The following is a 24,226-nucleotide window of genomic DNA, read 5'->3' as shown; positions in this document are numbered from 1 at the left end:
TCTCAAGCCCTACGTTCAAATCAAAAAGTACATCAAAATTGTAAATGATATTTTGCAAAACCTATAAACAAAGTTCTAAATATTTATTACCTTTTCCAAAGATATTAGAATTTTCATATTTGATGTTAAATTTTAGAATATAAGTAGTGATAATCAGTGAGGTGATAAGAAAAAAAGATGTTACTATAACTTTTTGGAATTAAATGTAAACGCATTCACAAAACATACTTTGAATGGAGGTAATGCCACACAAACCACTTCAACAGCTTCCTAACGTAAAAGATTGTCTTCCAAAAAGATGGCCTGAACATGAGTTATGGGATAAATAATTCAATAAAGGGGGAAAAGGAAGTGTTCTTGATGAAGAGAAAAGGGTTTATTAGTGGGATCTTATCCGTATTCATGCTTTCTATTATATTGTACGGTTGCTCAGATGAAGAGACATCAGTAGAGGAAGGAAAGACTGAGGACAAATCACTTACTGTTCTTGTAGAAGGTGGCAGTCCTGCATTTACCGTAGCAAAAGAAACAGCTGAGGAATTCAAAGAAAAAACCGGCTACGAGGTAAAGATTGAGTCTGTTCCATATACAGGAGTATATGACAAATTAAAGGCTGAAGTTGCTTCACAGGCTGGTGCATTTGATGTAGCTACGATTGATATCTTATGGTTCCCTGCTTTGGCCTCTGGCTTGCTGCCTCTTGATGATCTGATCACGGAAGAGGTTAAAGGAGATTTATTCCAAGGGTTAGTAGAAGGTGGTAGTTATCAAGATAATGTGTATGGACTACCCGTCTGGACAAATGCAAAAAATGTTATTTACCGTAAAGATTTATTTGAAGACGAGCAAAACAAAGCAGATTTTAAAAAACAATATGGGTATGAGCTGGCTCCTCCTAAAACGTGGGAACAATACAAGGAAATCGCAAAATTCTTTACACGAGATACAGATCATGATGGACAAATCGATATATATGGAACAACCGTATTTGGTGCAAACAATGGCGATACCGTAGCTAGCTGGCTGGATCATGCTGCACAAGCTGGAACAAACTCGTTGGTTATTGATGAAAATAGAGAGATTATCGTGAATACAGAACCATATGTTGAATCGCTGCAGTTATTAACAGATATGTTGAACAAAGACAAATCTGTTCCACCCGGTGCTATGGAAATCTCCTCTGCAGAAACCGCTGAGCTGTTCTGGAGTGGAAAGTCAGCCATGATGATAGCTTGGGGACACTTCTATGTTCCATCGAATGATCCAAAGCAATCAGATGTAGCAGGGAAAGTGGGGAGTGCTCCTATGATTGCTGGAGATGCTGGGATTGGTGCAGTTCCGGGACCTTGGTATCAAGTAATCCCAAGCTCTTCGAAAAAGCAAGAAATTGCTAAAACGTATTTAGAGTTCATTTATGAAAAGAACGCATTATTTATGGATTCGCTTGGTGTAGCTGCCAGAAAATCTGTTTTTGAAGAATATAGTGCAAAAGAGGGCTATGAGCATTTAGAGTCTTTAATGACAACATTAAACGCAAAACAAACACAAAACCGACCTGAAATTAAGGAGTGGCAGCAAATCGAAAGTGAAGCCTTAATTCCTGCGGTAGCATATGCACTTTCAGGTGAAAAAACACCTCAAGAAGCACTTGATTGGGCAGCAGAAGTAATTAAAGGGATTATCCCACCACAATAAGGTGTAAAAATAAGAGATCTCTTTTGAACAATTGATTGATAGAGAGATCTCAATTTTAAGATTAAGATTTGCTTATGAGTTTACTTGAAAGGAGGCGGTTCAATGAAAGTAAGAAATGGTGCACTTTCAACGATGTTTTTTATGCCAGCTGCATTATTTATGCTTGTGTTTTTGGTTTTCCCGATTCTTCTCCTTCTAAGGGACAGCTTCTTTCATATCGATTTAATGGATCCTGCCGCGAGAGAATTTGTGGGTCTGGCTAATTATATAGACTCTCTTTCGTCAAAACGATTCTTAACATCTTTATGGAACACTGTCATCTATATTGTGACTGCTGTTGGAATCGAATTTTTAATCGGACTTACGTTAGCTTTACTTTTAAGTAATGCATTTAAAGGAAGTCAAATCCTTAGAACAATTTTGCTTACCCCATTAATGCTCGCACCGTTAGTTTCAGGTTTGATTTGGAAATTTATGCTAAATGATCAGTTCGGGATTATTAATTGGACACTTTACAAAATAGGGATCATCTCAGATCCTCATCAAATTCTATGGCTATCTGATTCTCGCTTTTCTCTTTTATCAACAATTATTGCAGATATTTGGTTAACGACGCCCTTTATTATGCTTGTGCTATTAGCCGGGATACAAGGCATTTCTAAGAGCTTATATGAATCTGCAGATATTGATGGGGCAAATAAATGGCACAAGTTTCGTTATATCACGATCCCTTGTTTAATTCCTGTCGCCTCGGTTGCATTGTTAATTCGAATCATTGATGCTGCAAGAACCTTTGATATTGTATGGGTTTTAACACAAGGAGGACCTGGTTTTTCTTCAGAGTTATTAAGTACGTATATGTATAAGACTTTAACACGTTATGGTCAAGTTGGACATTCGAGTGCGATGGCGGTAATTTTTATTATCATCCTGTTAGTGTTAAGCTCCTTCTTTATAGCGAAAATATGGTCACCTCGAAAAAAGAATGCCTAGTGAAAGGAGAGAGGAATAGTTATGACTGAATTACCTATAAGTAAAACAGACTTAGCGAAGCGTACGCCTTTAAATCTTCTGAAATGGAAGCAAAAGATATGGCTTCTATTTGTAATCGCATTAACTTGTTTACTAGCGATGTTGTTTCTTGGCCCGTATGTGTATCTGCTTTTAACTTCATTTAAACCTTCAGCTGAAGCAGTTAGTGCACCACCTACATTGTGGCCCTCAACATTCTCAATTGAAAACTACCGAAATATGTTTGATTACTTACCTGTCGGAAAATATTTTACTAATAGTTTAGTCACAGCTGGGGCTAGCACAATTATTAGTGTGTTATTAGGTTCAATGGCAGCTTATGGCATTTCAAGGTTTACTTCTGTTACAGGAAAATATTTTTTACTGTTTACTTTAGTGATCAGAATGGTTCCAATGATAAGTATTGCGATTCCTATGTATATGATAGTAAAGGACATGGGTCTCATTGATACTCAATTGGCCCTAGTCTTAGTTTATACAAGTGTGAATGTACCTTTTGCGATTTGGCTTATGATCGGATTCTTTGATTCTGTTCCAAAAGAGTTTGATGAAGCAGCCCGTATCGATGGATGTGGCTGGCTTGGTGCATTTATACGGGTCATTCTTCCTGTTTCTTTACCAGGTTTAGCAACAACTGCGATTTTTACATTTATGTTAGCGTGGAATGATTTTTTGTTTTCCCTATTAATGACGAGCACTCAAGCAAAAACGGCCACAGTTGGTATTTCAGAATTTTTGACTGCCTATAATCTTGATTTGGGTCCAATGACTGCTGCAGCTGTTTCGTTTAGTTTTCCGGTCATGATCTTTTCTTTATTCGTCCAACGTTATATTGTGAGTGGTATGACTTTAGGGGCTGTTAAGGAGTAAATCTTGTAAAATGAAGGGCTATTTATTAAATGAAAGTAAAAGGCATAAAGAACGATGGTACAAATAAAAATGTGCTGAAAAATTAGGATTCTCAAGAAAAAATAAGAGTAGAAGGTTATAAAAATTTAATCATATGAGTCAGCTAGGTTAGGTATTTGAAACTATATCTAAATCCAGAGAAAAATGAAAACGTTATCTATTCTATTGCTAACTGTTTATTAAATGGAGAATGAAGAACCATGTTAAAATTACTGAAATTAACCGACTCACCTATTAAACAAAAAATTATCCTTCTTGCATTATTCTCTACATTAATTCCATTGCTTGTTATTGGTCCTTTTACGTTTATTCTATTTAATAAAGCCATTGAAAACAAAGTCTCATCAACAATTACAAACTTTTTAACGATTGCCGATTGGAATATTGATACGTTTATTACGGAAATTGAAGATATATCGAATAGTATCTTTTTATCAAATGATATTCACGGATATTTAACCATGAACAAAGTTGGACCGAGACTTTTTAGACTTGAGACAGCATCCAGGAATACATTAAATAACATCACAGTTGTCAATAAACCATTTATTAACTCTATTTATATTGGAAATGAACATCATGGTTTATTAAAAGTTAATCGTGGTGAAAGCCTAGTAAATGGTAACGCATATCAACTAATAAAGGAATCTAGTTTTTATAATAAACTATTAAATAGCCCTTGGAAGGGACAATGGTTTAATGGTCAACAAATGAGACTAGTTACAGCAGATGAACAACCGTTAATTTACGGAAGAATGATAAAAAATCTAGGCACAGAGGAATCAATGGGCGTTTTACTTATTAGCATTGATTCACAAATTTTTAATAAGATGTTTGATGAGGTAAAGACGAAAGGGAATATCCTCATTCTTGACGGTAATCACATCATATATTCAAGGAATTCAATGCAAATCTCTTCTATACAATTGGCGAATATTATTGATCGTTCCGAAAACCAAGGTACTATTATTAAGTATATAAATGGCACAAAAAATCTATTAAACTACCATACAAATGAGAAAACTGGATGGAAGGTCGTTAGTATTATTCCATATAATAGTGTCGTTCAAGAAGTAAATAAAATAAGGATCATCACGATTTCATTACTAGTTATTGGATTAATTATTTCCATTATTTTTGCATTCACATTATCTAAAAAAATAACGAAACAGCTAGGGTTGCTGCGCTTGGTAACAGAAAAAATGGAAAAGAGAGAAATCATTTCAGGAGTCGATTTTAATAAAGAAGATGAAATAGGGAAGATTGGAGACCGTTTTGTTGAAATTTATAATCGAAATATTGACTTAACATTTAAACTATATGAATCAAAAATTAAAGAAAAAGAAGCTGAGCTTATGGCATTACAAAGCCATATCAACCCTCATTTTTTATACAATACGTTAAATACAATTTACTGGATGGCGATAAAAATAAGAGCAAAGCCGATTGCTAAGATTGCCATCAGTTTGTCGAAAATCTTTAAGTTAACATTAAATGATGGTGGCCATGTTACAACTGTTCAAAATGAGATAGATCAAGTGAAGAGTTATTTAGACATTCAAAACATTCGCTTCGATCATAAAATTACTTATCATATTGACGTTGAACCTTCCATACTTGAACGAAAAATGATAAAACTACTACTTCAGCCAATTATAGAAAATGCTGTCTATCACGGCTTAGAACAATTAGGGAAAGGAACAATCCTGATTAAAGGCTATCAAGAAAGCTATTATCTACTCTTTGAAATCAGTGATACTGGCAAGGGATTTGACAGTAAAACATTTGATTATAACAAGGTGGGTTACGCATTAAAAAATATAAATGAAAGGTTGAAGCTTCAGTATGGTGAGGGATTTGGGTTAGAAATCAATAGTGAAAGTGGAAAGGGTACAACTGTGTATCTAAAGGTAGGTCTCGAGGATTAGAAAAGGTGGTGAAACAGATGTATAAGCTTCTAATAGTTGATGATGAGAAGATTGTGGTTGAAGGCTTAACATATGCAACTAATTGGAAGGATTATGAGATTGATATTGTGGGATCCGCCTCAAATGGAAAAGAAGCCTTACAAAAAATTATTGATTTAAAACCAGAAATTGTTTTGCAGGACATAAGAATTCCCGAAATGAATGGCTTAAATTTAATCAATGAAGTGAAAAAGCTTGAACTCGACACTGTCTTTATCATTATTAGTGGCTATCCTGAATTTAATTATGCAAAAAGGGCGATAGAGCTTGAAGCACTTGACTATTTAGTCAAACCGATTGAAGTGGATGAAATTATTGCTTCAATTGAAAAAGCCATTTGTAAAATAAAAAAGCTGAAGGAGGAAAAGCTCTACGATAAGCGACAAAAGCGATATGAAGAGGCTTTGGTAGAGAAGCAATTTCTTGAAATTATGTTAGGCAATCAAAGCGTTATACCAGAAGTGACAAACGATTTTAAACAGTTTTGTTGTGTCATCTTTGAAAAAAGAAATGGTGAATTAAATGAACATCACTATGATGAGGAAATCAATTCTCTACGATTCACCATTAATCAAGCACTAACTGAAAAAGAAATAAAATGCTTCCTGTATCATATTGATCAATCCTTAGCTATTTTGATGGCTCCCTCTGATTCCTATAGGATGACATCCTTTTTAGAAGATGTATTTCACGTTATACCAGAGCAAATGAAAGCCAATGTGTCAGTAGGAATAAGCCATTCATATTCCAATCTAGTAAACATCAATCAGTCATATAAAGAGGCGGAGGAGTCTGCCAAGATTGGTATCTATTCCAATCAACAGATCACGTATTACAGTGAAATAGAGATGTTAAATACAACAATTGATTCCAATATCATTTCAGAAATCGAACAATACTTTTCATTAAAACACTCAAATGATTTTTTTGAAATGGATCAATTAATTGATCAAGTAATTGATTATGCTAAACAAACAAGACTTCCACCTAAAAAATCTTTTTATTTATGTTCTAAACTAGTGAATCATTTGCTTGAGTATGTGGAGAAGGAATTTGAACTTAATCATATTCTGGATGAACGATATGAGGTCTACGAACAATTAAACACACTCAATTCTTTAGATGAATTAAGGGAGTGGTTAAGAAGGTTAGTATATTCAATTAAATCTAAAGTAGATGCTCATAAAGTTTCTTATAATGAAAAACTTATCTTAGATATAAAAGATTACCTAAATGTTAACTATCGGGAGCCTATTGTTTTAGAAGACTTAGGTAAGCATTTTTATAAGAACCCTTCCTATTTATGTAGCTTGTTCTCAAAGTCTGTTGGGAAAACAATCTTTGAATATATTACTTCAACAAGAATCAATCATGCAAAAAAACTGCTAAGAACATCTAGTTGTAAGGTGGCAGACGTAGCATTCCAAGTAGGATATGAAAATCAAAAATACTTTTACCAAGTGTTCAAAAAAAATGTGGGAATTACACCAAGTCAGTATCGATCAAAGTACCTTGTGAAATGAACTAAAATGGAAGCGAATTATACTTAAAGATGGAATATCAAGCTAATTGACTCTAAAATTCCATCCAAATCTTATACACTATTAGGTTAAATTCTGGTATTTAGGTGAACATGATTAATCAAAATGAATTACGCAAATATTTATGGAAAATGACTCATAATAGAACGTCTTAAGGGGGGTGATCAGTAACAATTTTGTAAGCGTTAACAATTTAATCTTCAAAATTTGTCTTGCTATGAAAATCGTTCATATTAATTAAATTCATTGGGGGGAGATAATTTGGAAACAAATATATCTACTAAAAAGTCATATTCAAAAGAACGACGGAACATTGTAGTAGGATTATCTGTTGGGTTATTAACATTTTTAAGCGGTTTTCCTTTTAAGGAAACAAAGGTAAGCGCTGCCAATGAAACGATCTATTACCCAGTAGATTATGGAGCACAGTTAAATAACCCCAATTTTGACAACGCACCAATTATTAATAACCTTATTAATAATATGCCTCCATTTGGAGGAGCCATTGAATTACCAGCAGGAGAAATGTGGATTCATTCTCCAATTAAAATTAATCGCTCTTATGTGACAATCAGAGGCGTTAATGCAGGCACACGTTCGAATATCGACCCCGAAGAACAAACAGGTCTAACTCATCCAGGTGGAGGAAGTAAACTTGTATTAGGTAATAACTGTCAAACAGCTATCGTTTCTGAAAGACGCGTTGGAGCACTACGAGTATCTTCAATTCAACTAGAAAGCTTTTTGATTCAAGGTCGTGGAACAGATAAAGGTCAAATTGCTGTTAATATCGACCATGATAATGATGCAGTTCGAATTATTGGTGTTTCAACTATCAATGTAGATACAGGTTTACGATTAAATGGAGCTGACGCATGCACAGTAAGAGGCTGTTGGATTTCAGAAGTTCGTAATGGACTTCTTTCGGTCGGTGCTTCTCAGCAATTATTAATAGCCAATAACTACTTTGGAGCACAACCGTTAGGGAAAAGTGTATTTTTAGAAAATCCTAACTGGGCAAATATTGTAGGCAACAACATCTATCCTGATGGACATGTATGTTTAGAAGCTATAGGAGCCAATGATTGTACTTTTACAGGAAATAATATCCAAAGCTACTACACTGGTGCAGTTATTATTAAAGGAAATGGAAATTTGTTTTCTGGGAAAGTGCAAGCGCTCAGAGATGGTGCAGGTAACTGGAAAAGTGACCCTATTGGGCGTGATGGTCTTTATGGACTGGTTCATGTTAATGGAAATGATAATCATATCACTGCTTCAACAATCAATTCTGCTCAACCAGAAAATAACACTCGTATCCTAATTATGGGTGGTAATGGAAACTGGGTGACTAATACCAAGATTTATGGTATTTCTTCGAATCGAAAAGTTGTAGTCAATGGTTCATGTGTGGATACACGTATTGTTCATTCTGCGTCATCGTTAGAGGTAGATAAAGCTAGTTCGAATACAACAATCGTTTGGTAATTTATTGCTCTTCTATGACTCTATTTGTGGTACGGCAACAATTCGCCTGAGATTTACAACTGTAATTAAAATGAATCAAGGATTTAAAAAACTCGGTAAGAATATTGATTTTTTTGCTGAAGCTATTCTAAAAATGACTATAAGCGTAAAAAAAAATTATTTAAAAATTAGGAGGGGAAATGATGCTTCAAAATATTGGCGGACCAGGATTAATACTAATTTTAATCATTGCCCTTATTATTTTCGGACCTTCTAAGTTACCGGAAATTGGAAGAGCATTTGGCTCAACATTAAGGGAATTTAAAAAGTCTACCAGAGATCTTGTAACAGATGACTCAAATTCAGAAACATCTAATAAGAAAGATAACTAACCAAATAATAATAGGAGATGTAGGTTCTGTCTTACATCTTCTTTTTCATGGAGTGATTAGGTTGGAAGATCAAAACATGCGCTTAGTTCAGCACTTTGAAGAATTACGTAAACGCATTATTCTCACTATAGTTGCCTTTCTGCTGTCTTTAGTCCTAGCATTTATATATGTCCAAGATATTTATCGTGTGTTAGTTAAGGACTTTCCATTTAAGCTGGCTCTGTTAGGACCGAGTGATATCTTATTCGTTTATTTAATGATTGCAAGCGTTGTTGCTATTACAGCTACTATACCAGTTGCTGCGCACCAAGCTTGGTTGTATGTACGTCCAGCGTTAACAACAAAAGAACGCAGAGTTACCATCGCTTATATTCCAGGACTATTTATGCTATTCATATTAGGAATTAGTTTTGGTTACTTTATTCTATTTCCTCTTGTACTAAATTTTTTAATGTCGCTATCTAATGATATGTTTACTACTTTCTTTACAACGGAGAAATATTTCAAATTTTTGCTTCACATGACTTTGCCTTTTGGATTTCTGTTTGAACTTCCCGTTGTCATTATGTTTTTGACAAGTTTAGGAATTATCAATCCATACCGTTTGCAAAAAATTAGGAAATATGCATACTTTCTGTTAATTTTTGTTTCAATTTCGATTACGCCTCCAGACTTTCTTTCAGATATCCTGGTGGTTATACCTTTATTACTCTTATATGAAATTAGTATCAGCTTATCTAAAGTAGTTTATAAAAGACAGCAAAGGACTAAAGAAGAAAATAATGAGGTATACAAAGAATCTGTTTACTAAATATAAAAGCTGATTCCTTAAAATAAGGTGAGGAATTAGCTTATAGATGTCCTTAAGCTTGCTTAACAGACTAAATTCGTGTGCCCATAGAACAGCAACAAGAAAATCACAGCCAGCTGCTAAAAGAAAATGAATATCGAATAAAGTTAGAATAGAAGATTTTACACGAAAAAATAGAGAACGGTGAATTTGAGTCCCTCAAAATTCACCGTTCATTTTTTAAAGCTAATTATATCCCCAATCTCTTTTTTGTCCAGGTTTCCATTCAAGTCCTGCTTTCATTCAAAACACAGCTTGTTGTTTGATAAGTCCTTTTACCTAATGTTACATATCGTATTGACAGAATGAATAATCAACTTTACTATTTTTATTGTTAACTTAAAAAGTAATCTAGTTAACATATCGATTTATATACTGGATCACTCTGTTGAACAAATGAAGGAAAGAGGATAAAAAATGCAAGATAATAAGGTTTATAGTGTAAGAATGAGAGCATCAAAGGGAGGGGCGCATGGATATGGGGGAAAGCATATATCTGGCGGTGAATTGCTTTCAACTAATAGCGATCTTCAACAAGCAGTGAATGTTCTCTTGAATAAGGGGCTAACTCATTCAAGAGGAAAACCCGATTTTATGCAAATACAGTTTGAGTTATTAAATGAGCAGATAAAACGCCTACTGCCGTTAAACGTTAAAACAAATGTAGTGGAAACAGTCGAAAATGGAAGAGAACTAGCTTGTTTCCTTTTGGAAAAGGCAGGTGTCCCGAAAAAGATCATCCACCAAGCATTAGAGCAGCTAACGAATTGTTTAGGCTTCAGAGGGGCAATGATAATCGATATTTATTCAGGTAAACGAATTGACGAGAGAAATGCTAAAGGTGTACGTGTTTCAAGAATGGATTGGCTTGATAACAACTTTAAAAAATGGGCTACCCATTATCAATTTCCGCAGCATTCCAGATTAAAAGAGGCACTGGTACTTGCATCAAAGGTAAGTGAGCACCATGCTACTGTCGCGGAATTATGCTGGTCAGATGATCCTGAATATATAACAGGATATGTTGCAAGTAAAAAAATGGGATATCAACGAATCACAAAGTTAAAAGAATACGGTGATGAACAGGGCTGTCGAATATTCTTTGTTAATAAATTAGAAGATGTAAACTCCTACATAAATTATTTAGAAAAACAGCCGGTTTTTATTGAATGGGAGGAAGAGAATGACACAGAAATTGATTGAAAAAAGTAAAAAATATCTATGGCTGCCTTTCACTCAAATGAAGGATTATGATGAACACCCATTGATTATCGAGAGTGGCAATGGAATAAAAGTAAAAGACATTTATGGCAAGGAATATTATGATGGCTTCTCTTCAGTTTGGCTTAATGTACATGGTCATCGTAAGAAAGAATTAGATGAAGCGATTAAGAAACAGCTTGAAAAAATTGCCCATTCCACATTATTAGGTATGACAAATGTTCCTGCAACAGAACTTGCTGAAAAGCTAATTGAACTAACTCCTGAGAAGTTGACCCGAGTTTTTTATTCAGATAGCGGTGCAGAAGCAATGGAAATTGCGCTGAAAATGGCTTTTCAATATTGGAAAAACATAGGGAAGCCTGAGAAGAAAAAGTTTATCTCGATGCAAAATGGATATCATGGCGATACGATTGGTGCTGTAAGTGTAGGCTCAATCTCACTTTTCCATGATGTATATGGTGCTTTAATGTTTGAAAGTTTTAAGGCCCCTATTCCTTACGTATATCGCTCCGAAAGCGGCAATCCTTCACAGTGCCGAGATGAATGCTTACATACACTTGAACAGCTGCTGATTGAAAAGCACCAAGAAATAGCCGCGCTTTCCATTGAATCGATGGTACAGGGAGCCGCCGGGATGATCGTCATGCCAAAAGGTTTTTTAGCCGGTGCTCGGGAGCTTTGTACAAAATATGATGTCCTGATGATTGTGGATGAAGTTGCCACAGGCTTCGGTCGCACAGGGAAGATGTTTGCATGTGAACATGAACATGTACAACCGGATTTAATGGCAGCTGGAAAGGGAATCACAGGTGGGTATTTGCCAATTGCGGTTACATTTACAACAGAGAAAATTTACAATGCATTTTATGATGACTATAAAAAGCTCAAAACCTTTTTTCATGGCCATTCCTATACGGGAAATCAGCTTGGCTGTGCCGCAGCACTGGAAAATTTACGTTTGTTTGAATCAGAAAAAATTGTTGAACAGGTATCCGGAAAATCAAAGGATCTCCATTTTCTCCTACTAGGGCTGGATTCACACCCTCATGTTGGAGAGATCAGACAGCTGGGTTTTATGTGTGGAATTGAGCTTGTTCAATCTAAGGAAACAAAAAAACCTTTTCCTGCCGAAAAACGCATGGGATATCACGTTTCATTAAAAATGAGAGAGCTTGGCATGCTCACGAGACCAATAGGTGATGTGATCGTATTTATGCCACCGCTTGTTAGTTCAAACAGTGAGCTAAAAGCAATGGTCACGATCATGAAAAATGCAATAAATGAGGTAACCACATGCTAAACGATGATAGATGGTTAAATAAGCGGTTAGACAGAATGAAAGAGGCTGGATTGTCTCGGCATTTACGAACAATAAATAATCAAAGTGTCTTTTCTTCAAATGATTATTTAGGATTGGCAAAAGATAAACGATTGATTTCTGCAGCAAAAAGGACACTTGATGACTTGGGCGTTGGAAGCAGTGGATCAAGACTTACAACGGGTAATTCTGAGTGGCATGAAAAACTTGAAAAACGTATTGCAGGCTTCAAGCAAACGGAAGCAGCTCTTTTATTTTCAAGTGGTTATTTAGCTAATATCGGTGTTCTGTCATCACTGCCGGAAAAAGGGGACGTCCTAATAAGCGACGAATTAAATCATGCCAGTATTATTGATGGCTGCCGCCTATCAAAAGCTGACACCGTTATCTATAAACATGTTGATCTGGATAATCTTGAAGAAAAATTGAAAGAAGCAGCATCTTACAAACGTCGATTTATTGTAACAGATGGAGTATTCAGTATGGATGGTACGATTGCACCTTTGGATAAAATCATGGCACTTGCAAAAAGCTATCAAGCCTGTGTGATTGTTGACGATGCACATGGTACAGGGGTTTTAGGCGAAAGCGGCAGGGGGACAAGCGAGTATTTCGGGGTAATGCCTGATGTGGTCATTGGAACATTAAGCAAAGCAATTGGATCAGAAGGAGGTTTTGTCGCCGGTTCTAAAACTTTCATTGATTTTCTTGTCAATCACGCCCGAACGTTTATTTTTCAAACAGCGATACCCCCTGCCAATTGTGCGGCTTCATATACTGCCTTGGGGATCATTGAGCAAAGCAAAGAAAAGCGCCAACAGCTGCGATCACATGTTTTACAAATTAAGAAAGAACTTAAAGAAATGGGCTTTTCAGTAAAAGGAGCTGATACACCGATTATTCCAGTTATGGTTGGTGAAACGCAAAAGACTGCGATATTTGCAGAAAAGCTGCTGGAAAAAGGAATATTTGCACCTGCTATCCGTCCACCAACTGTAGCATTTGGTGAAAGTCGTATTCGGTTAACAGTCACTACAGAGCATGGTACGAATGAAATTAATTATTTGCTGGAGACATTTAATTTAGTAGGAAAAGAGTTGAATATAATTAAATGAAGGGTTTCTTTGTTACAGGAACAGATACAGGAGTGGGAAAAACCGTTATAGCATGTGGACTAGCTGCTGCATTTATAGAGAACGGGATGGATGTTGGAGTTTTTAAACCATTATTAAGCGGGATCTCCCGTTCACATCCGCAAAGTGATACAAGTTTACTGTTGCAAATGTCAAAATCCTCTTTATCTCATAAGGAGATTACTCCATTTGAATTTGCTCAGCCGCTTGCCCCTTCTGTTGCAGGAAGGCTTGAAGGAAAAACAGTTGGGCTTGAAGAGGTGGTAAATCATTGGGAAGGGATAGAAGGGAAACACGATTATTTCATCGTAGAAGGTGCTGGCGGTATTGCAGTTCCGCTAGGTGATCGTTTTTTAGTTAGTCATTTAATAAAAGCCTTGCAGATGCCAATTGTGATAGTAGCACGACCGAATCTTGGGACGATCAATCATACGTTTCTTACAGTTCAATATGCAAAAAGCATGGGGATTGAGGTTGCTGGAATTGTGATTAATGGCCTAAGCGATCAACCAGATCTTGCAGAAAAAACAAATCCGAATGTGATAGCAGATGTATGCAATGTGCCTATTCTAGGCATCACACCTAAACTAAAAGAGATCACAAAGGAAGGCATACTTAAAATGGTACTGGATAACATAGACATCTCATTACTTAGCAATTGGTTAAGACTGAGGTGAAATTTGATAGATACAAAGAAAGGTAGAGGGGACAGATAGAGAACATGTTAAATCAAAAGCAAGCAGAAGGAACTGCCATTCCATTTTCCTTTACTTCTACAGAATTTTTAAGCAAACCCTATCCATTTTACGATAAGCTACGTTCCGTGCATCCAATATGCAGAGGGAGTTTATTAAAATATCCGGGCTGGTATGTAACCGGATATAATGAGGTACTTATGATTCTTAAGGATTCCAGATTTGAAAATCGGATCCCCCTGCCTCAATCTACAAAGAAATATGAGCAGTTGAAAAACATACAGAATGATATGGTGCTATTTAAGAATCAACCTGACCATATGCGGTTAAGAAGGTTGATTAGCAATGGGTTTACATCTAATGCTGTGGAGTATTTTCGACCTTATATAAGAGAAGCGGTTCTAGATTTACTTGATAGCATTAAAAAAAGGAAAAGAGTCGACCTTGTTTCAGAGTATGCTTTTCCATTAGCAAGCCTCATTATAGCCAAAATACTCGGAGTACCTGCAGAAGAACGAAATCAATTTAGAGATCTAGCTTCAAGCTTAATTCAAACAGTTGATTTTACCCGTTCAAGAGAAGGGTTACGAACAGGAAATGATTCAATGATCAAGGCATCAGCCTATTTTAATAAGCTTATAGAAATGCGATTGCTTAAACCAAAAGATGATCTCATTAGCCTATTAAGTAAGGATGTTACAGACGGGGGCAAGTTAACAAGAGAGGAATTACTTTCAACATGTATTTTACTTGTCATTGCCGGCCATGAGACTACAGTAAACCTTATTAGTAATTCCATCCTCACCTTATTACAACATCCTGAACAACTAATAAAATTAAAGGAAGAACCCGAGCTTATCAAAGTGGCAGTTGAGGAGTTTTTGCGTTATGAGAGCCCAACCCAGATGACTGCACGAATAGCATCCGAAGATATTGAACTTGAGCAAACAACGATTAAGAAAGGGGAGCATGTCTATCTATTCCTAGGTGCTGCTAATCGTGATCCGAATAAATTCAATCATGCGCATTTGCTTGATATAACGCGCAACCCAAATCCTCATCTTGCCTTTGGCCATGGCCCGCACTTTTGTCTAGGTGCTTCATTAGCACGTATTGAAGCACAAATTGCCATTCAGGGACTTTTGCAACAGCTGCCTAACTTCCGACTAGCTACAGATAATTGGCAATGGAGAAAATTAATTGGATTTAGGTCACTGAAAGAACTGTATGTTGTTTTTGATTAGTTAATAGCTTACGGGCGTGCATAAGAAATCATATCATAGCTAGGATATGACAACAAACCAGTTAATAACTGGACGTTATAAGCTGGTTTGTTTATACAACATAATCACCTTTATCTAACAATTCTAGGGCCTAATCCCAATGTATTATTATCGGGATTCAGGTCCAATTTGAGTTGTATAACCATTTTTATCCCGATCCCATTTGATAGGAAAGGGTTTGAGGGCAAATCCTTCTTAGATCAATAGAGTGAGAGGCTTCAATGCCTTTCAATGCCTTGATAGGTAAAGGATTGAAGCCTTTTCTTAGTTACTAATTCTAAAAACTGTTTGATTTCATTTTTTGTGTCCAAATCCTTTTGCTTTTGAACTGTTTACCTTTAACAATTCTTGGAAAAAGATGCATGAATGAAATAAAAATGGAAACTCTATTAAATAATTACTGCAGTTAAAAATTTGGAGTGTAATGAAAATGAATACATGGGGCCGTATGTTCAAGAAGAAAACACAAAATGTATTTAATGATGAAACAGATTCTTCCTCGATTGAATACGATCTCAGTCCTTCTTTAGAGGATAATATAGGGAAAGTTAGAGAAGTAATGGGTCATAGTGGTGATTTAATTATACGGGAATTTGAAATGGGAAAACCACTCATCCAAAAGGTTGCAACAATTTATTTAAATGGATTAACGGATAAAGATCTGATGGGAAATTTAGTTATAGAAAAGCTCATGGCTGACATTAATGTTGTTGATAATAAAGAGGGGGAGTGGCCCCCAGATCTGATAGGTGCTTATGTAAAAGATCATCTTTTGACAGTAACACATGTTGAAGTCGCAATAGATTTAAAAAAGCTTTTATCTCTATTATTAACTGGTCAAACAATCGTGCTTATTGATAGATGGAATAAGGCTTTTGCCTGTGCTTCACAAGGTGGAGAAATTAGGTCAATACAAGAGCCAACGACAGAAAATTCAGTGCGAGGACCTAAAGAAAGTTTTACAGAGTCGTTAATTACAAATACCTCGTTGATTCGCCGTCGAATAAAAAGCCCAAATGTTTGGCTTGAAACAAGGAAACTTGGAAAGATCACACAAACTGATATAGGTGTTATGTATATAAACGGGATTGCAAATGAAAAACTTATTAATGAAGTAAGGGAACGGTTAGACAAGATCGACGTAGATGAAATTCAAGGGTCAAATACCATTGAAGAATGGATTGCTGATGATATCTTAACACCATGGCCCACCATCATGACAACTGAACGACCTGATGTGGTTTCTGGTAATTTGTTAGAGGGACGGATCGCTATTTTTGTAGATGGAACACCTATACCTTTAATTGTTCCAGCTACATGGAATCAATTTTTTCAAACGGCTGAAGATTATTATTTACGATGGAATATTAGTGTTTTTTTGAGGTTCATTCGAATTATTTCTTTCCTAATAACGCTTTTAGGACCATCATTATTTATTGCATTTATTTCTTTTCATCCAGAGCTAATTCCAACACCTTTACTTATTAATCTTGCTGCGCAGCGTCAGGCAATTCCTTTTCCGGTCATTATTGAGGCGTTATTAATGGAATTTACATTTGAGGTATTGCGGGAAGCAGGGATCAGGATGCCTCGTCCTGTTGGCCAGGCGGTATCAATCGTAGGTGCATTAGTATTAGGGGAAGCAGCTGTTTCTGCTGGAATTGTTTCTAGTGCAATGGTGATTGTAGTAGCGGCAACAGCCATTGCAAGTTTTACCATCCCTCATTATTCAATGACAGATGCAGTCCGTTTGCTCCGTTTTATTATGATGCTTTTGGCCAGTACATTTGGACTTTACGGGATTGGATTAGGTGTCATATTGTTGGTTAGTCATACAGTTAGCTTGCGTTCGTTTGGTATCCCTTATTTAGCTCCCTTTGCTCCCTTGATTGTTGCGGATCAAAAAGATGCAATTTTGCGCATTCCAAAGCCATTTATGAAAAAACGTCCACGGCTGATTAGTCAAAAGAAAACGAATAGGATGGAGTCTCAAAATGACGGACCATTCGGAGAAGGAAATGAATAATCATGGATATTTTACTGATTCAGAAGTTATATAGGATTCTTCTATGTATTTTGTTCATTCTCTTCTTATCAGGATGCTGGGATAGTAATGAATTACAGGATTTTAGTATTATATCCGGCATTGGAGTGGATAAGGGAGGTGACGATCCCGAAAATAGATATCGTACAACTGTGCAAATTATTAATCCTAGTATCGTCTCAGGTGGACAACTAGGTGGTAATGTACAATCTTCACCAGTGACAACATTTTCAGAAACAGGCAGTACATTAAAGGAAGCATTAAGGAAAATTTCAAATGAGGCACCAGCAGAGCTTTTTTTTCCACATATTCAAATCATGTTAATTGGTGAGGAATTGGCCAAAGAGGGAATGGTAGAGATATTTGATGTGATTGAACGTGATCCGAAATTCCGGGTACTCTTTCCAGTTTTAATCGTAAAAGGTCATACAGCAGAAGATGCTTTAAAAGTCTCTACTTCATTAAGACCAATACCTTCAGCAAAAATCGAAGGGAGTTTGCAATCTACTAAAGAGATGTGGGGAGAGTATCCAAGTACTCGAGCTGATCAAGCGATTAAAAAATTGGGGGAAGGAAGTGTAGCCATTACAGGGATCGAGGTTAATGGAAAAGTAGAAAAGGGAAATCAAACAGCGAATATGCAAGATATTTCCCCGAGCACGAAGTTAGAAATAAAAGGACTTGCCATTATCAAGGACGGTAAGCTGCAAAAATGGTTGGAAGGAGATCCGGCCCGGGGTGTGGTGTGGGTCAATAATGAAATAGAAAAAACCGTGATGAATCTTGATTGCGGTGAAAAAAAAGATGCACTTTCAATTGATATTGGACGTGCAGAATCAACTATAAAGGTTAAGGTCAAAAAAGATAAACCAGTTATTACGATTAAAATAAATGCAGAAGGTGCTGTATCAGAAACGCAATGTTCTATAGAACTTGATAAGGATGAGACTATTAATAAGTTAGAAAAGCAGCTAGAAAATGAAATTAAAGACGAGGTTCTAACGACAATAAAAACCGTACAAGAGGATAAAAGTGATGTTTTTGGATTTGGGGAGTATATCAACATTGAGGACAAAGCGTATTGGAAAAAAATAAAGAATAACTGGGAAGAAGAAATATTTCCTGAGTCTGAAGTGAACGTAGTAGTGAATGCAACGATCCGACGAACTGGAATGAAAATAAAATCATATATAAAATGAGACTAATTTAGGCCGGAAAGGGGGTGCTAGTGATGGAGAAAGCCAAAGTTAACGGAATTCAACTATTCGCTATGATGTTTATGTTTAACTTAGGGACATCCGTTGTTGTGAATTATGCAGTAGGAGCAAAAAAAGATGCTTGGTTAGCCATCCTAATCGGAATGTCTGCAGGATTTGTCGCATTTTTTATTTATTATCGATTATTTTGCCATTATCCCAATCTACCTATTACCGGATATGCGAGGGAAATATTAGGTAAGTATGTAGGGTGGATCATCGGCTTATTGTATGTCTTATATTTTATACACATTACAACACGGCAGGTGCGGGACTTCAGCGAATTGCTTGTTGCATCCACCATGACTGAAACACCGCTATTAGCAATCCAACTCTCATTCGTGCTTGTCATATGTTATGTTCTTTATCAAGGAGTTGAAGTCTTAGCAAGAACAGCTGAAGTATTTTTTGTCATTTTAATTTTTTTAGGAGCTGCTGGAAACTTTTTTGTCCTTGTTTCTGGAAATTTTGAGTTCCACAATTTGAGACCCTTTCTAGAGAATGGGTGGAAGCCGATACTATCTACTGCTTTTAGAGAAGTAACCCATTGGCCATTTGGGGAAATGGTTGTTTTTACAATGCTACTTCCATATTTAAATAAGTCTGGAACAGTAAAAAAAGTGTGGGTGTCTGCCTTATTATTAAGTGGTCTTGCTTTAAGTTGGACCGCAAGTTTAAATATTGCGATTTTAGGTGTGGATGTTATGGAGAGAACCACGTTCCCTACTTTAGCCACAATAGGAAAAGTAAATCTGCTTGAATTTATTCAAAGGCTTGATGTTATTGTTGTGTTTACCATGTTAATCACCGTTTTTTTTAAAGCATCGATTTTTATGTATGGAGCTGTCATAGGTATTGTAGATTTGTTTAAGCTAAAAAATCATCAGCAAATTTTGTTTCCCTTCGGGGGGATTATGATCTTTTCAGCAATGACAATAGCGACCAATTTTTCATCATATCTAAATGAGGGGTTTAGGGGCCTAAATCGAGTAGTTTATCCAATGTTTTTGTATTTACCAATACTTATGTTAATTGTTTCAATGATTCGAAAGCGTATGAAGAAAACTAATTAATTTTCTTTGATTCTTTTTTAAAGTGCAAGAAGATTTGATTACCAATAATAATGCAAACAAGAAAGATTAACATGAGATATTCCCCAGCCCCAATAATAGTAAACGTTTTTAAAATGGTGTTTAATGATTTCAAAAGTGTATAGCCTGCTAAAAGATCAATGGCTACATTTGTTAAAATTGTTAAGAAAAAAATGAAGACTACTACACCAAGCAACTTCAATTCAATTCCTCCTATCTTTCATAGTATGGATCTTATTATTTGTTATAGTTGTAACATTTATCCTGTTATAGTGGCGATCTATTTCATTGTAGACTTCATTCAGCTATTTACAGGTTTCATGCAAGACCGGGATCAATATTACAAGAAATAGTCAAAAATATGGGATGTTCAGTCGACTGATTAGCCCTTTTGAATTTTCACAGCTTGGATGGTTGTATCAGAAATCAAAAAGATACCATTGTCGTACTATAAAGGATTGAACCCAGAAATAATTTACCAAATTAAAAGGAAGAGAAAGTTGAGCGATTCAGAATTAAAGAGTATCGGGCTAATAAATAATTACATTTATTTTTGCAAAACACGTTAAAACATTTCCCAACTTTATCGGAAAAAGCCTACAAAAAAACTGAATTTTCCCCTGTAGTCATAATAACTAAATGCACAGAAAATCTCCCTCTTTAATATATATTTTTATATACTACGGTATACCAACAGGGCATTTTTATTACGACCGACACTATAGCCGATAATTTCACGGTTAAAGAGATCAACAAATACACATATGTACTGCCATTTTTTATTGACTCTGACATATGTTAAATCACTTACTACAACTGATAATGCTTCTTCTTGTATAAATTTACGATCAAGTTCATTTTTTTGTTCTGATTCATTCGTGCCACTGGAATGTGGTTTGAATTGAGAAAGAATATAAGTAGATACCAGACCCTGCTCGGTCATAATTCGCCCGATCCAACGTCTAGAAACGATCTTGCCGAGCTTCATCAATTCCTCTTTTATTTTACGAGTTCCATAGTTTTGATAACTTGAATGGAAAAGCTCTCTAATATCGGATGTGATGTCATCCTCTGCCTGACGCTCTTTTGCTTCATAATAATAGGTGCTTCTAGGGATTTGAAGGACTTCACACATTGCTGATATCGAGTATTTGTGTTGATTATTCTTTATCACATTTACTTTCGTCCTAGTATAAACGCGGCTTGCTTTAAAATGTCGTTTTCCATCTCTAGTTGCTTATTCCGTTTTCTAAGTTCAGCTAGTTCCTTTTGTTCGGCAGTTAAATTGTTTTTTTCTTTAAAAGAACCGGAGGTTTGACTTTGACTTACCCATTTATCTAAAGAAGAAGGAGTTAGATCATATTCACGGATAATCTCTTTTCTTGGTTTGCCACTGTTATAAAGCTGCACGATCTGTTGTTTAAATTCTGCAGTAAATGTTCGACGTTCTCTTTTAGTCATCGTAGATTCTCCTCAAGTATAGTATCTGTAGTCTACTTGACCTTAATTTTTCTGTCTAGTTCAGTGTAGCCGATTCAATGAGAGTTATAATGAGATCGCGACATCTATTGGTACATCAGACAGTGTAATAAGAAATTGGGTTATGCAATATAAGGAACATGGCATGGAAGTGTTATCTGAAAAGTCCTATACAAGTTATTCAGCTCAGTTTAAACTAGACGTACTAAACTATATGAATAACAATGGGACGTCTCCTAATAAAACAGCTGCGATCTCTAACATCTCTTCTCCAGGTTTAGTTCGAAAATGGAGAAATCAATTCGAGACTGGTGGAATTGACGCCCTTAAATCAAAGAAAAAAGGGGCTATCGAACATGGATAAAAAATCAAAGAAAAATAAGCCGATAAAGGATCAAAAGAGGCGTTAGAGGCTGAAAATGAGCGATTACGTATGGAGAATGCATATTTAAAAAAGTTACATGCCTGCTTAAAATAAGTGTTTAACTTTTTGGGTTCAGCTCAAACAGGGATGAGCGCTCTTTATTTGTTCTTTAATAAATGATATCGCTGATTTTTTCTAGGGCAGGGCAAATATAAAAAACCTTCAAACTCAAAATTGGATATATATGTTAAAGTATAATGAGATTACAAAAGAATAAAAGTTCTTAGAGGGTATCTTTAAAGAAGAAGGGTGATTTAATTTGAGGAAACTTATTTTTTGCTTTCTTCTTCTACTAGTATTACTAACAGGATATAATATTTTTAATAGAGCTCCCCATAATGTTGAGCTAGGAAATTCCATATATTCTATAGTAGAAGATGTAAATAATACTGAAATCAGTATTAACACTTTAGCTGATTTTGACTGGGATAAAGGCTTCCTTTTTACACTTTATAGTACCCAAAATTATCTCTATACTGAGTTTCTGTGGACAAAGAAAACAGTTCCTCAAGATAATATGGATCCAATTCGAATTAAGGATATTAACATGGCTTACCTTTTTCACATTGTTTCTTATTTTAACAATGCTTAAAAATATTGTGGAAGAGTTAGAAGTTTTTTATACGAGTTTCCTTGTTTTAAACAACAAATCTTACCTCAACATAAATAATTTAGTTATCGATGTACAGTTTGAACTGGGAGGTTAATTTCTCTCTCTACTTATTTAAGTTCTACTCCAATCAGTCTTTTATCACTAGGCATCAATAAACTAAGCAATACCATTGATTTATGTATAACCCCTGACAAGATGAACAACTCCTTTATATTTTTAGATTAATAGTAAGAGAAATTCGACATAAGTTTATCTAGTTTAGTATGTAGATCACCTCTCAAACTTTTTATATATTGATGCTGAACTTAGTACTAGAAACATTCAGTAAGTGGAATTGAAAAAAAGAGAAGTTTTGGGCACTTGAAAGGGTTAAACAAAGTTATAGAAGAGAAACATGGATATTATAAGAAAAATTCATAAGCAGAAAGGTATTTAATAATACCTTTCTGCAATTCATACTATTATTCCAAGTTAGCATGTCTACTAAACATAGAATTAGTGTTTAACCCTTCCAATTCAATATATCTTAAGACTAAAGAATCAAAAAACAGTAACAATGTTTGTTCAAAAAGTGATGCCATGGGTTGAATGGTTTGATACTTACTGGTTTCCTGATCTTTAGGAGAACCGGGAATTTTTAAAACAATATCAGCTAGCTTTCCAATTGTGGATTCAGGATTAATTGTTACAACAGCCACTTTGGCCCCATAACCTTTTGCTTTCTCAGCCATTGAAACTAAGCTCTTTGTTTCACCTGAGCCTGAAGCAATAATAAGTAAATCATTTTCCGTGATATTAGCAGTAACTGTTTCACCAACAACATATGAATCGATCCCCATATGCATCATTCTCATGGCAAATGACTTCCCCATAAAACCTGAACGTCCCGCACCTGTAACAAATACTTTTTTCGAAGATATAATTGCTTCAACAAGATCTTCAGCATCAGCATCAGTTATATAATGAACAGAATTGTTTAATTCTTGTAGTACCTGTGATAGATAATAAGATATTTCCATATGCAAGCCCTTTTATTAAACTAAAGCGGCTTCTTTTACTAATTTTTGCATTTCAGCTGCGACTGCTTTTTTATCATCCTTACCTGTAATTCCGCCGCCAACAATAACTAAATCAGGTTGAGCTGCAATAACTTCAGGAAGTGTTTCTAATTTAATTCCTCCAGCTACAGCAGTCTTTGCATTTGAAACAACACGTTTGATTGTGCGTAATTGCTCAAAGGAATTTTCTCCTGCCGCTTGCAGGTCATATCCTGTATGTACACAAATATAGTCAACACCAAGGACATCAATTTCTTGGGCTCGTTGTTCAATATCTTTTACATTAATCATGTCAACTAAGATTTTTGTTCCATGTTTTTTCGCTTCTTCAACCGCACCTTTAATTGTTGCATCATCTGTAGCACCAAGAATCGTGACAATTCCCGCACCTGCTTCAGAGGCCTTCATAACTTCGTAGCCACCAGCATCCATTACTTTTAAATCTGCTAAAACAGTAAGAGAAGGGAAGGCTTCTTTTACTTCTTTTACAGCTCGTAGTCCTTCATTAATGACTACTGGAGTACCAATTTCCACGATATCAATATAGTCTTGAACTTCACCTACTACTTGCTTTGCCTCTTCAATATTTACTAAATCTAATGCTAGTTGTAATTCCATTACTATTCCTCCTTTAATATTTGGTTGTTTGAATCTTCTTGCAATTTTGATTATATTTGAATTATCAAAAAAAAAAAGTACGCACTTTTAAATCATATAGTGTCTAAAAATATACTTATTGTTAAAGTGCGTATTAA

Annotated in this window: 21 protein-coding genes and 1 pseudogene; 18 read left to right on the top strand and 4 right to left on the bottom strand. The window is 35.5% G+C overall.

All coding sequences use genetic code 11. The annotated features are described in order from the left end of the window. Positions 1-360: 360 nt before the first annotated feature. The 16 genes from LC095_RS06130 to LC095_RS06055 all read left to right on the top strand — a co-directional run bounded on the left by LC095_RS06130 (position 361) and on the right by LC095_RS06055 (position 19,879). Positions 361-1,695: an ABC transporter substrate-binding protein gene (locus LC095_RS06130; RefSeq protein WP_226527356.1), complete on the top strand. Its 1,335-nt coding sequence runs from the start codon at positions 361-363 to the stop codon at positions 1,693-1,695. 102 nt (positions 1,696-1,797) lie between these two features. After that, on the top strand, positions 1,798-2,688 hold the full coding sequence (locus LC095_RS06125; RefSeq protein ID WP_226527321.1) for a carbohydrate ABC transporter permease: 891 nt from the start codon (positions 1,798-1,800) through the stop codon (positions 2,686-2,688). 21 nt (positions 2,689-2,709) lie between these two features. Beyond that, positions 2,710-3,597 (top strand): carbohydrate ABC transporter permease, encoded by an 888-nt coding sequence (locus tag LC095_RS06120; RefSeq protein WP_226527320.1) that lies wholly within the window; start codon positions 2,710-2,712, stop codon positions 3,595-3,597. Positions 3,598-3,836: 239 nt separating this feature from the next. Further along, a complete protein-coding gene (locus tag LC095_RS06115) occupies positions 3,837-5,564 on the top strand; it encodes a sensor histidine kinase (RefSeq protein WP_226527319.1) in 1,728 nt (575 codons plus the stop codon). A gap of 17 nt (positions 5,565-5,581) precedes the next feature. Continuing rightward, on the top strand, positions 5,582-7,126 hold the full coding sequence (locus tag LC095_RS06110; RefSeq protein WP_226527318.1) for a response regulator: 1,545 nt from the start codon (positions 5,582-5,584) through the stop codon (positions 7,124-7,126). A 279-nt stretch (positions 7,127-7,405) separates the two neighbouring features. Next, positions 7,406-8,632 (top strand): NosD domain-containing protein, encoded by a 1,227-nt coding sequence (locus tag LC095_RS06105; RefSeq protein WP_226527317.1) that lies wholly within the window; start codon positions 7,406-7,408, stop codon positions 8,630-8,632. Between the two features lie 182 nt (positions 8,633-8,814). Further along, the gene (tatA, locus tag LC095_RS06100) at positions 8,815-9,003 is read left to right on the top strand and encodes a twin-arginine translocase TatA/TatE family subunit (RefSeq protein ID WP_226527316.1); all 189 of its coding nucleotides are present in this window, start codon (positions 8,815-8,817) and stop codon (positions 9,001-9,003) included. Positions 9,004-9,079: 76 nt separating this feature from the next. After that, a complete protein-coding gene (gene tatC / locus LC095_RS06095) occupies positions 9,080-9,814 on the top strand; it encodes a twin-arginine translocase subunit TatC (RefSeq protein ID WP_413467461.1) in 735 nt (244 codons plus the stop codon). A gap of 456 nt (positions 9,815-10,270) precedes the next feature. Then, positions 10,271-11,056 carry a 6-carboxyhexanoate--CoA ligase gene (gene bioW / locus LC095_RS06090; protein WP_226527314.1) on the top strand — a complete coding sequence of 262 codons (786 nt, stop codon included), beginning with the start codon at positions 10,271-10,273 and terminating at the stop codon, positions 11,054-11,056. Then, a complete protein-coding gene (gene bioA, locus LC095_RS06085; protein WP_226527313.1) occupies positions 11,037-12,377 on the top strand; it encodes an adenosylmethionine--8-amino-7-oxononanoate transaminase in 1,341 nt (446 codons plus the stop codon). Before bioW ends, bioA begins: the two co-directional genes overlap by 20 nt. Then, positions 12,371-13,510: an 8-amino-7-oxononanoate synthase gene (bioF, locus tag LC095_RS06080; protein ID WP_226527312.1), complete on the top strand. Its 1,140-nt coding sequence runs from the start codon at positions 12,371-12,373 to the stop codon at positions 13,508-13,510. Before bioA ends, bioF begins: the two co-directional genes overlap by 7 nt. Then, positions 13,507-14,205 (top strand): dethiobiotin synthase, encoded by a 699-nt coding sequence (bioD, locus tag LC095_RS06075; protein WP_226527311.1) that lies wholly within the window; start codon positions 13,507-13,509, stop codon positions 14,203-14,205. The genes bioF and bioD overlap by 4 nt, the downstream gene beginning before the upstream one ends. Positions 14,206-14,249: 44 nt before the next feature. Continuing rightward, positions 14,250-15,467 (top strand): cytochrome P450, encoded by a 1,218-nt coding sequence (locus tag LC095_RS06070; RefSeq protein WP_226527310.1) that lies wholly within the window; start codon positions 14,250-14,252, stop codon positions 15,465-15,467. 469 nt (positions 15,468-15,936) lie between these two features. Then, positions 15,937-17,532: a spore germination protein gene (locus LC095_RS06065; RefSeq protein ID WP_226527309.1), complete on the top strand. Its 1,596-nt coding sequence runs from the start codon at positions 15,937-15,939 to the stop codon at positions 17,530-17,532. A gap of 2 nt (positions 17,533-17,534) precedes the next feature. Then, the gene (locus tag LC095_RS06060) at positions 17,535-18,749 is read left to right on the top strand and encodes a Ger(x)C family spore germination protein (protein WP_226527308.1); all 1,215 of its coding nucleotides are present in this window, start codon (positions 17,535-17,537) and stop codon (positions 18,747-18,749) included. A 32-nt stretch (positions 18,750-18,781) separates the two neighbouring features. Continuing rightward, complete coding sequence (locus LC095_RS06055; protein WP_226527307.1) at positions 18,782-19,879, top strand: GerAB/ArcD/ProY family transporter; 1,098 nt, start codon at positions 18,782-18,784, stop codon at positions 19,877-19,879. Here the strand turns inward: LC095_RS06055 and LC095_RS06050 are convergent. Together LC095_RS06050 and LC095_RS06045 are read right to left on the bottom strand one after the other, a co-directional pair. Next, positions 19,872-20,099: a hypothetical protein gene (locus tag LC095_RS06050; RefSeq protein WP_226527306.1), complete on the bottom strand. Its 228-nt coding sequence runs from the start codon at positions 20,097-20,099 to the stop codon at positions 19,872-19,874. The genes LC095_RS06055 and LC095_RS06050 overlap by 8 nt on opposite strands. 477 nt (positions 20,100-20,576) lie before the next feature. Then, positions 20,577-21,358 (bottom strand): annotated as a pseudogene (locus tag LC095_RS06045) (IS3 family transposase); the annotation flags it as partial. Between the two features lie 142 nt (positions 21,359-21,500). Between LC095_RS06045 and LC095_RS06040 the strand changes: the two are divergent. Beyond that, positions 21,501-21,740, top strand: coding sequence for a helix-turn-helix domain-containing protein (locus tag LC095_RS06040; protein WP_226527305.1), 240 nt, complete (start codon positions 21,501-21,503; stop codon positions 21,738-21,740). A gap of 319 nt (positions 21,741-22,059) precedes the next feature. Further along, a complete protein-coding gene (locus LC095_RS06035; RefSeq protein ID WP_226527304.1) occupies positions 22,060-22,392 on the top strand; it encodes a hypothetical protein in 333 nt (110 codons plus the stop codon). Between the two features lie 482 nt (positions 22,393-22,874). On the opposite strand, the gene hxlB is transcribed toward LC095_RS06035, so the two are convergent. Both hxlB and hxlA read right to left on the bottom strand, forming a co-directional pair. Next, positions 22,875-23,432, bottom strand: coding sequence for a 6-phospho-3-hexuloisomerase (gene hxlB / locus LC095_RS06030; RefSeq protein ID WP_226527303.1), 558 nt, complete (start codon positions 23,430-23,432; stop codon positions 22,875-22,877). Positions 23,433-23,447: 15 nt separating this feature from the next. Then, the gene (gene hxlA / locus LC095_RS06025) at positions 23,448-24,089 is read right to left on the bottom strand and encodes a 3-hexulose-6-phosphate synthase (protein ID WP_226527302.1); all 642 of its coding nucleotides are present in this window, start codon (positions 24,087-24,089) and stop codon (positions 23,448-23,450) included. Positions 24,090-24,226 lie beyond the last annotated feature (137 nt).

The organism is Metabacillus niabensis, assembly GCF_020524345.1.
GTDB classification, from domain to species: Bacteria; Bacillota; Bacilli; order Bacillales; family Bacillaceae; genus Metabacillus; species Metabacillus niabensis_B.
Note: the sequence above shows the minus strand (reverse complement) of the source record. Positions and strands in the feature narration are given on the sequence as shown.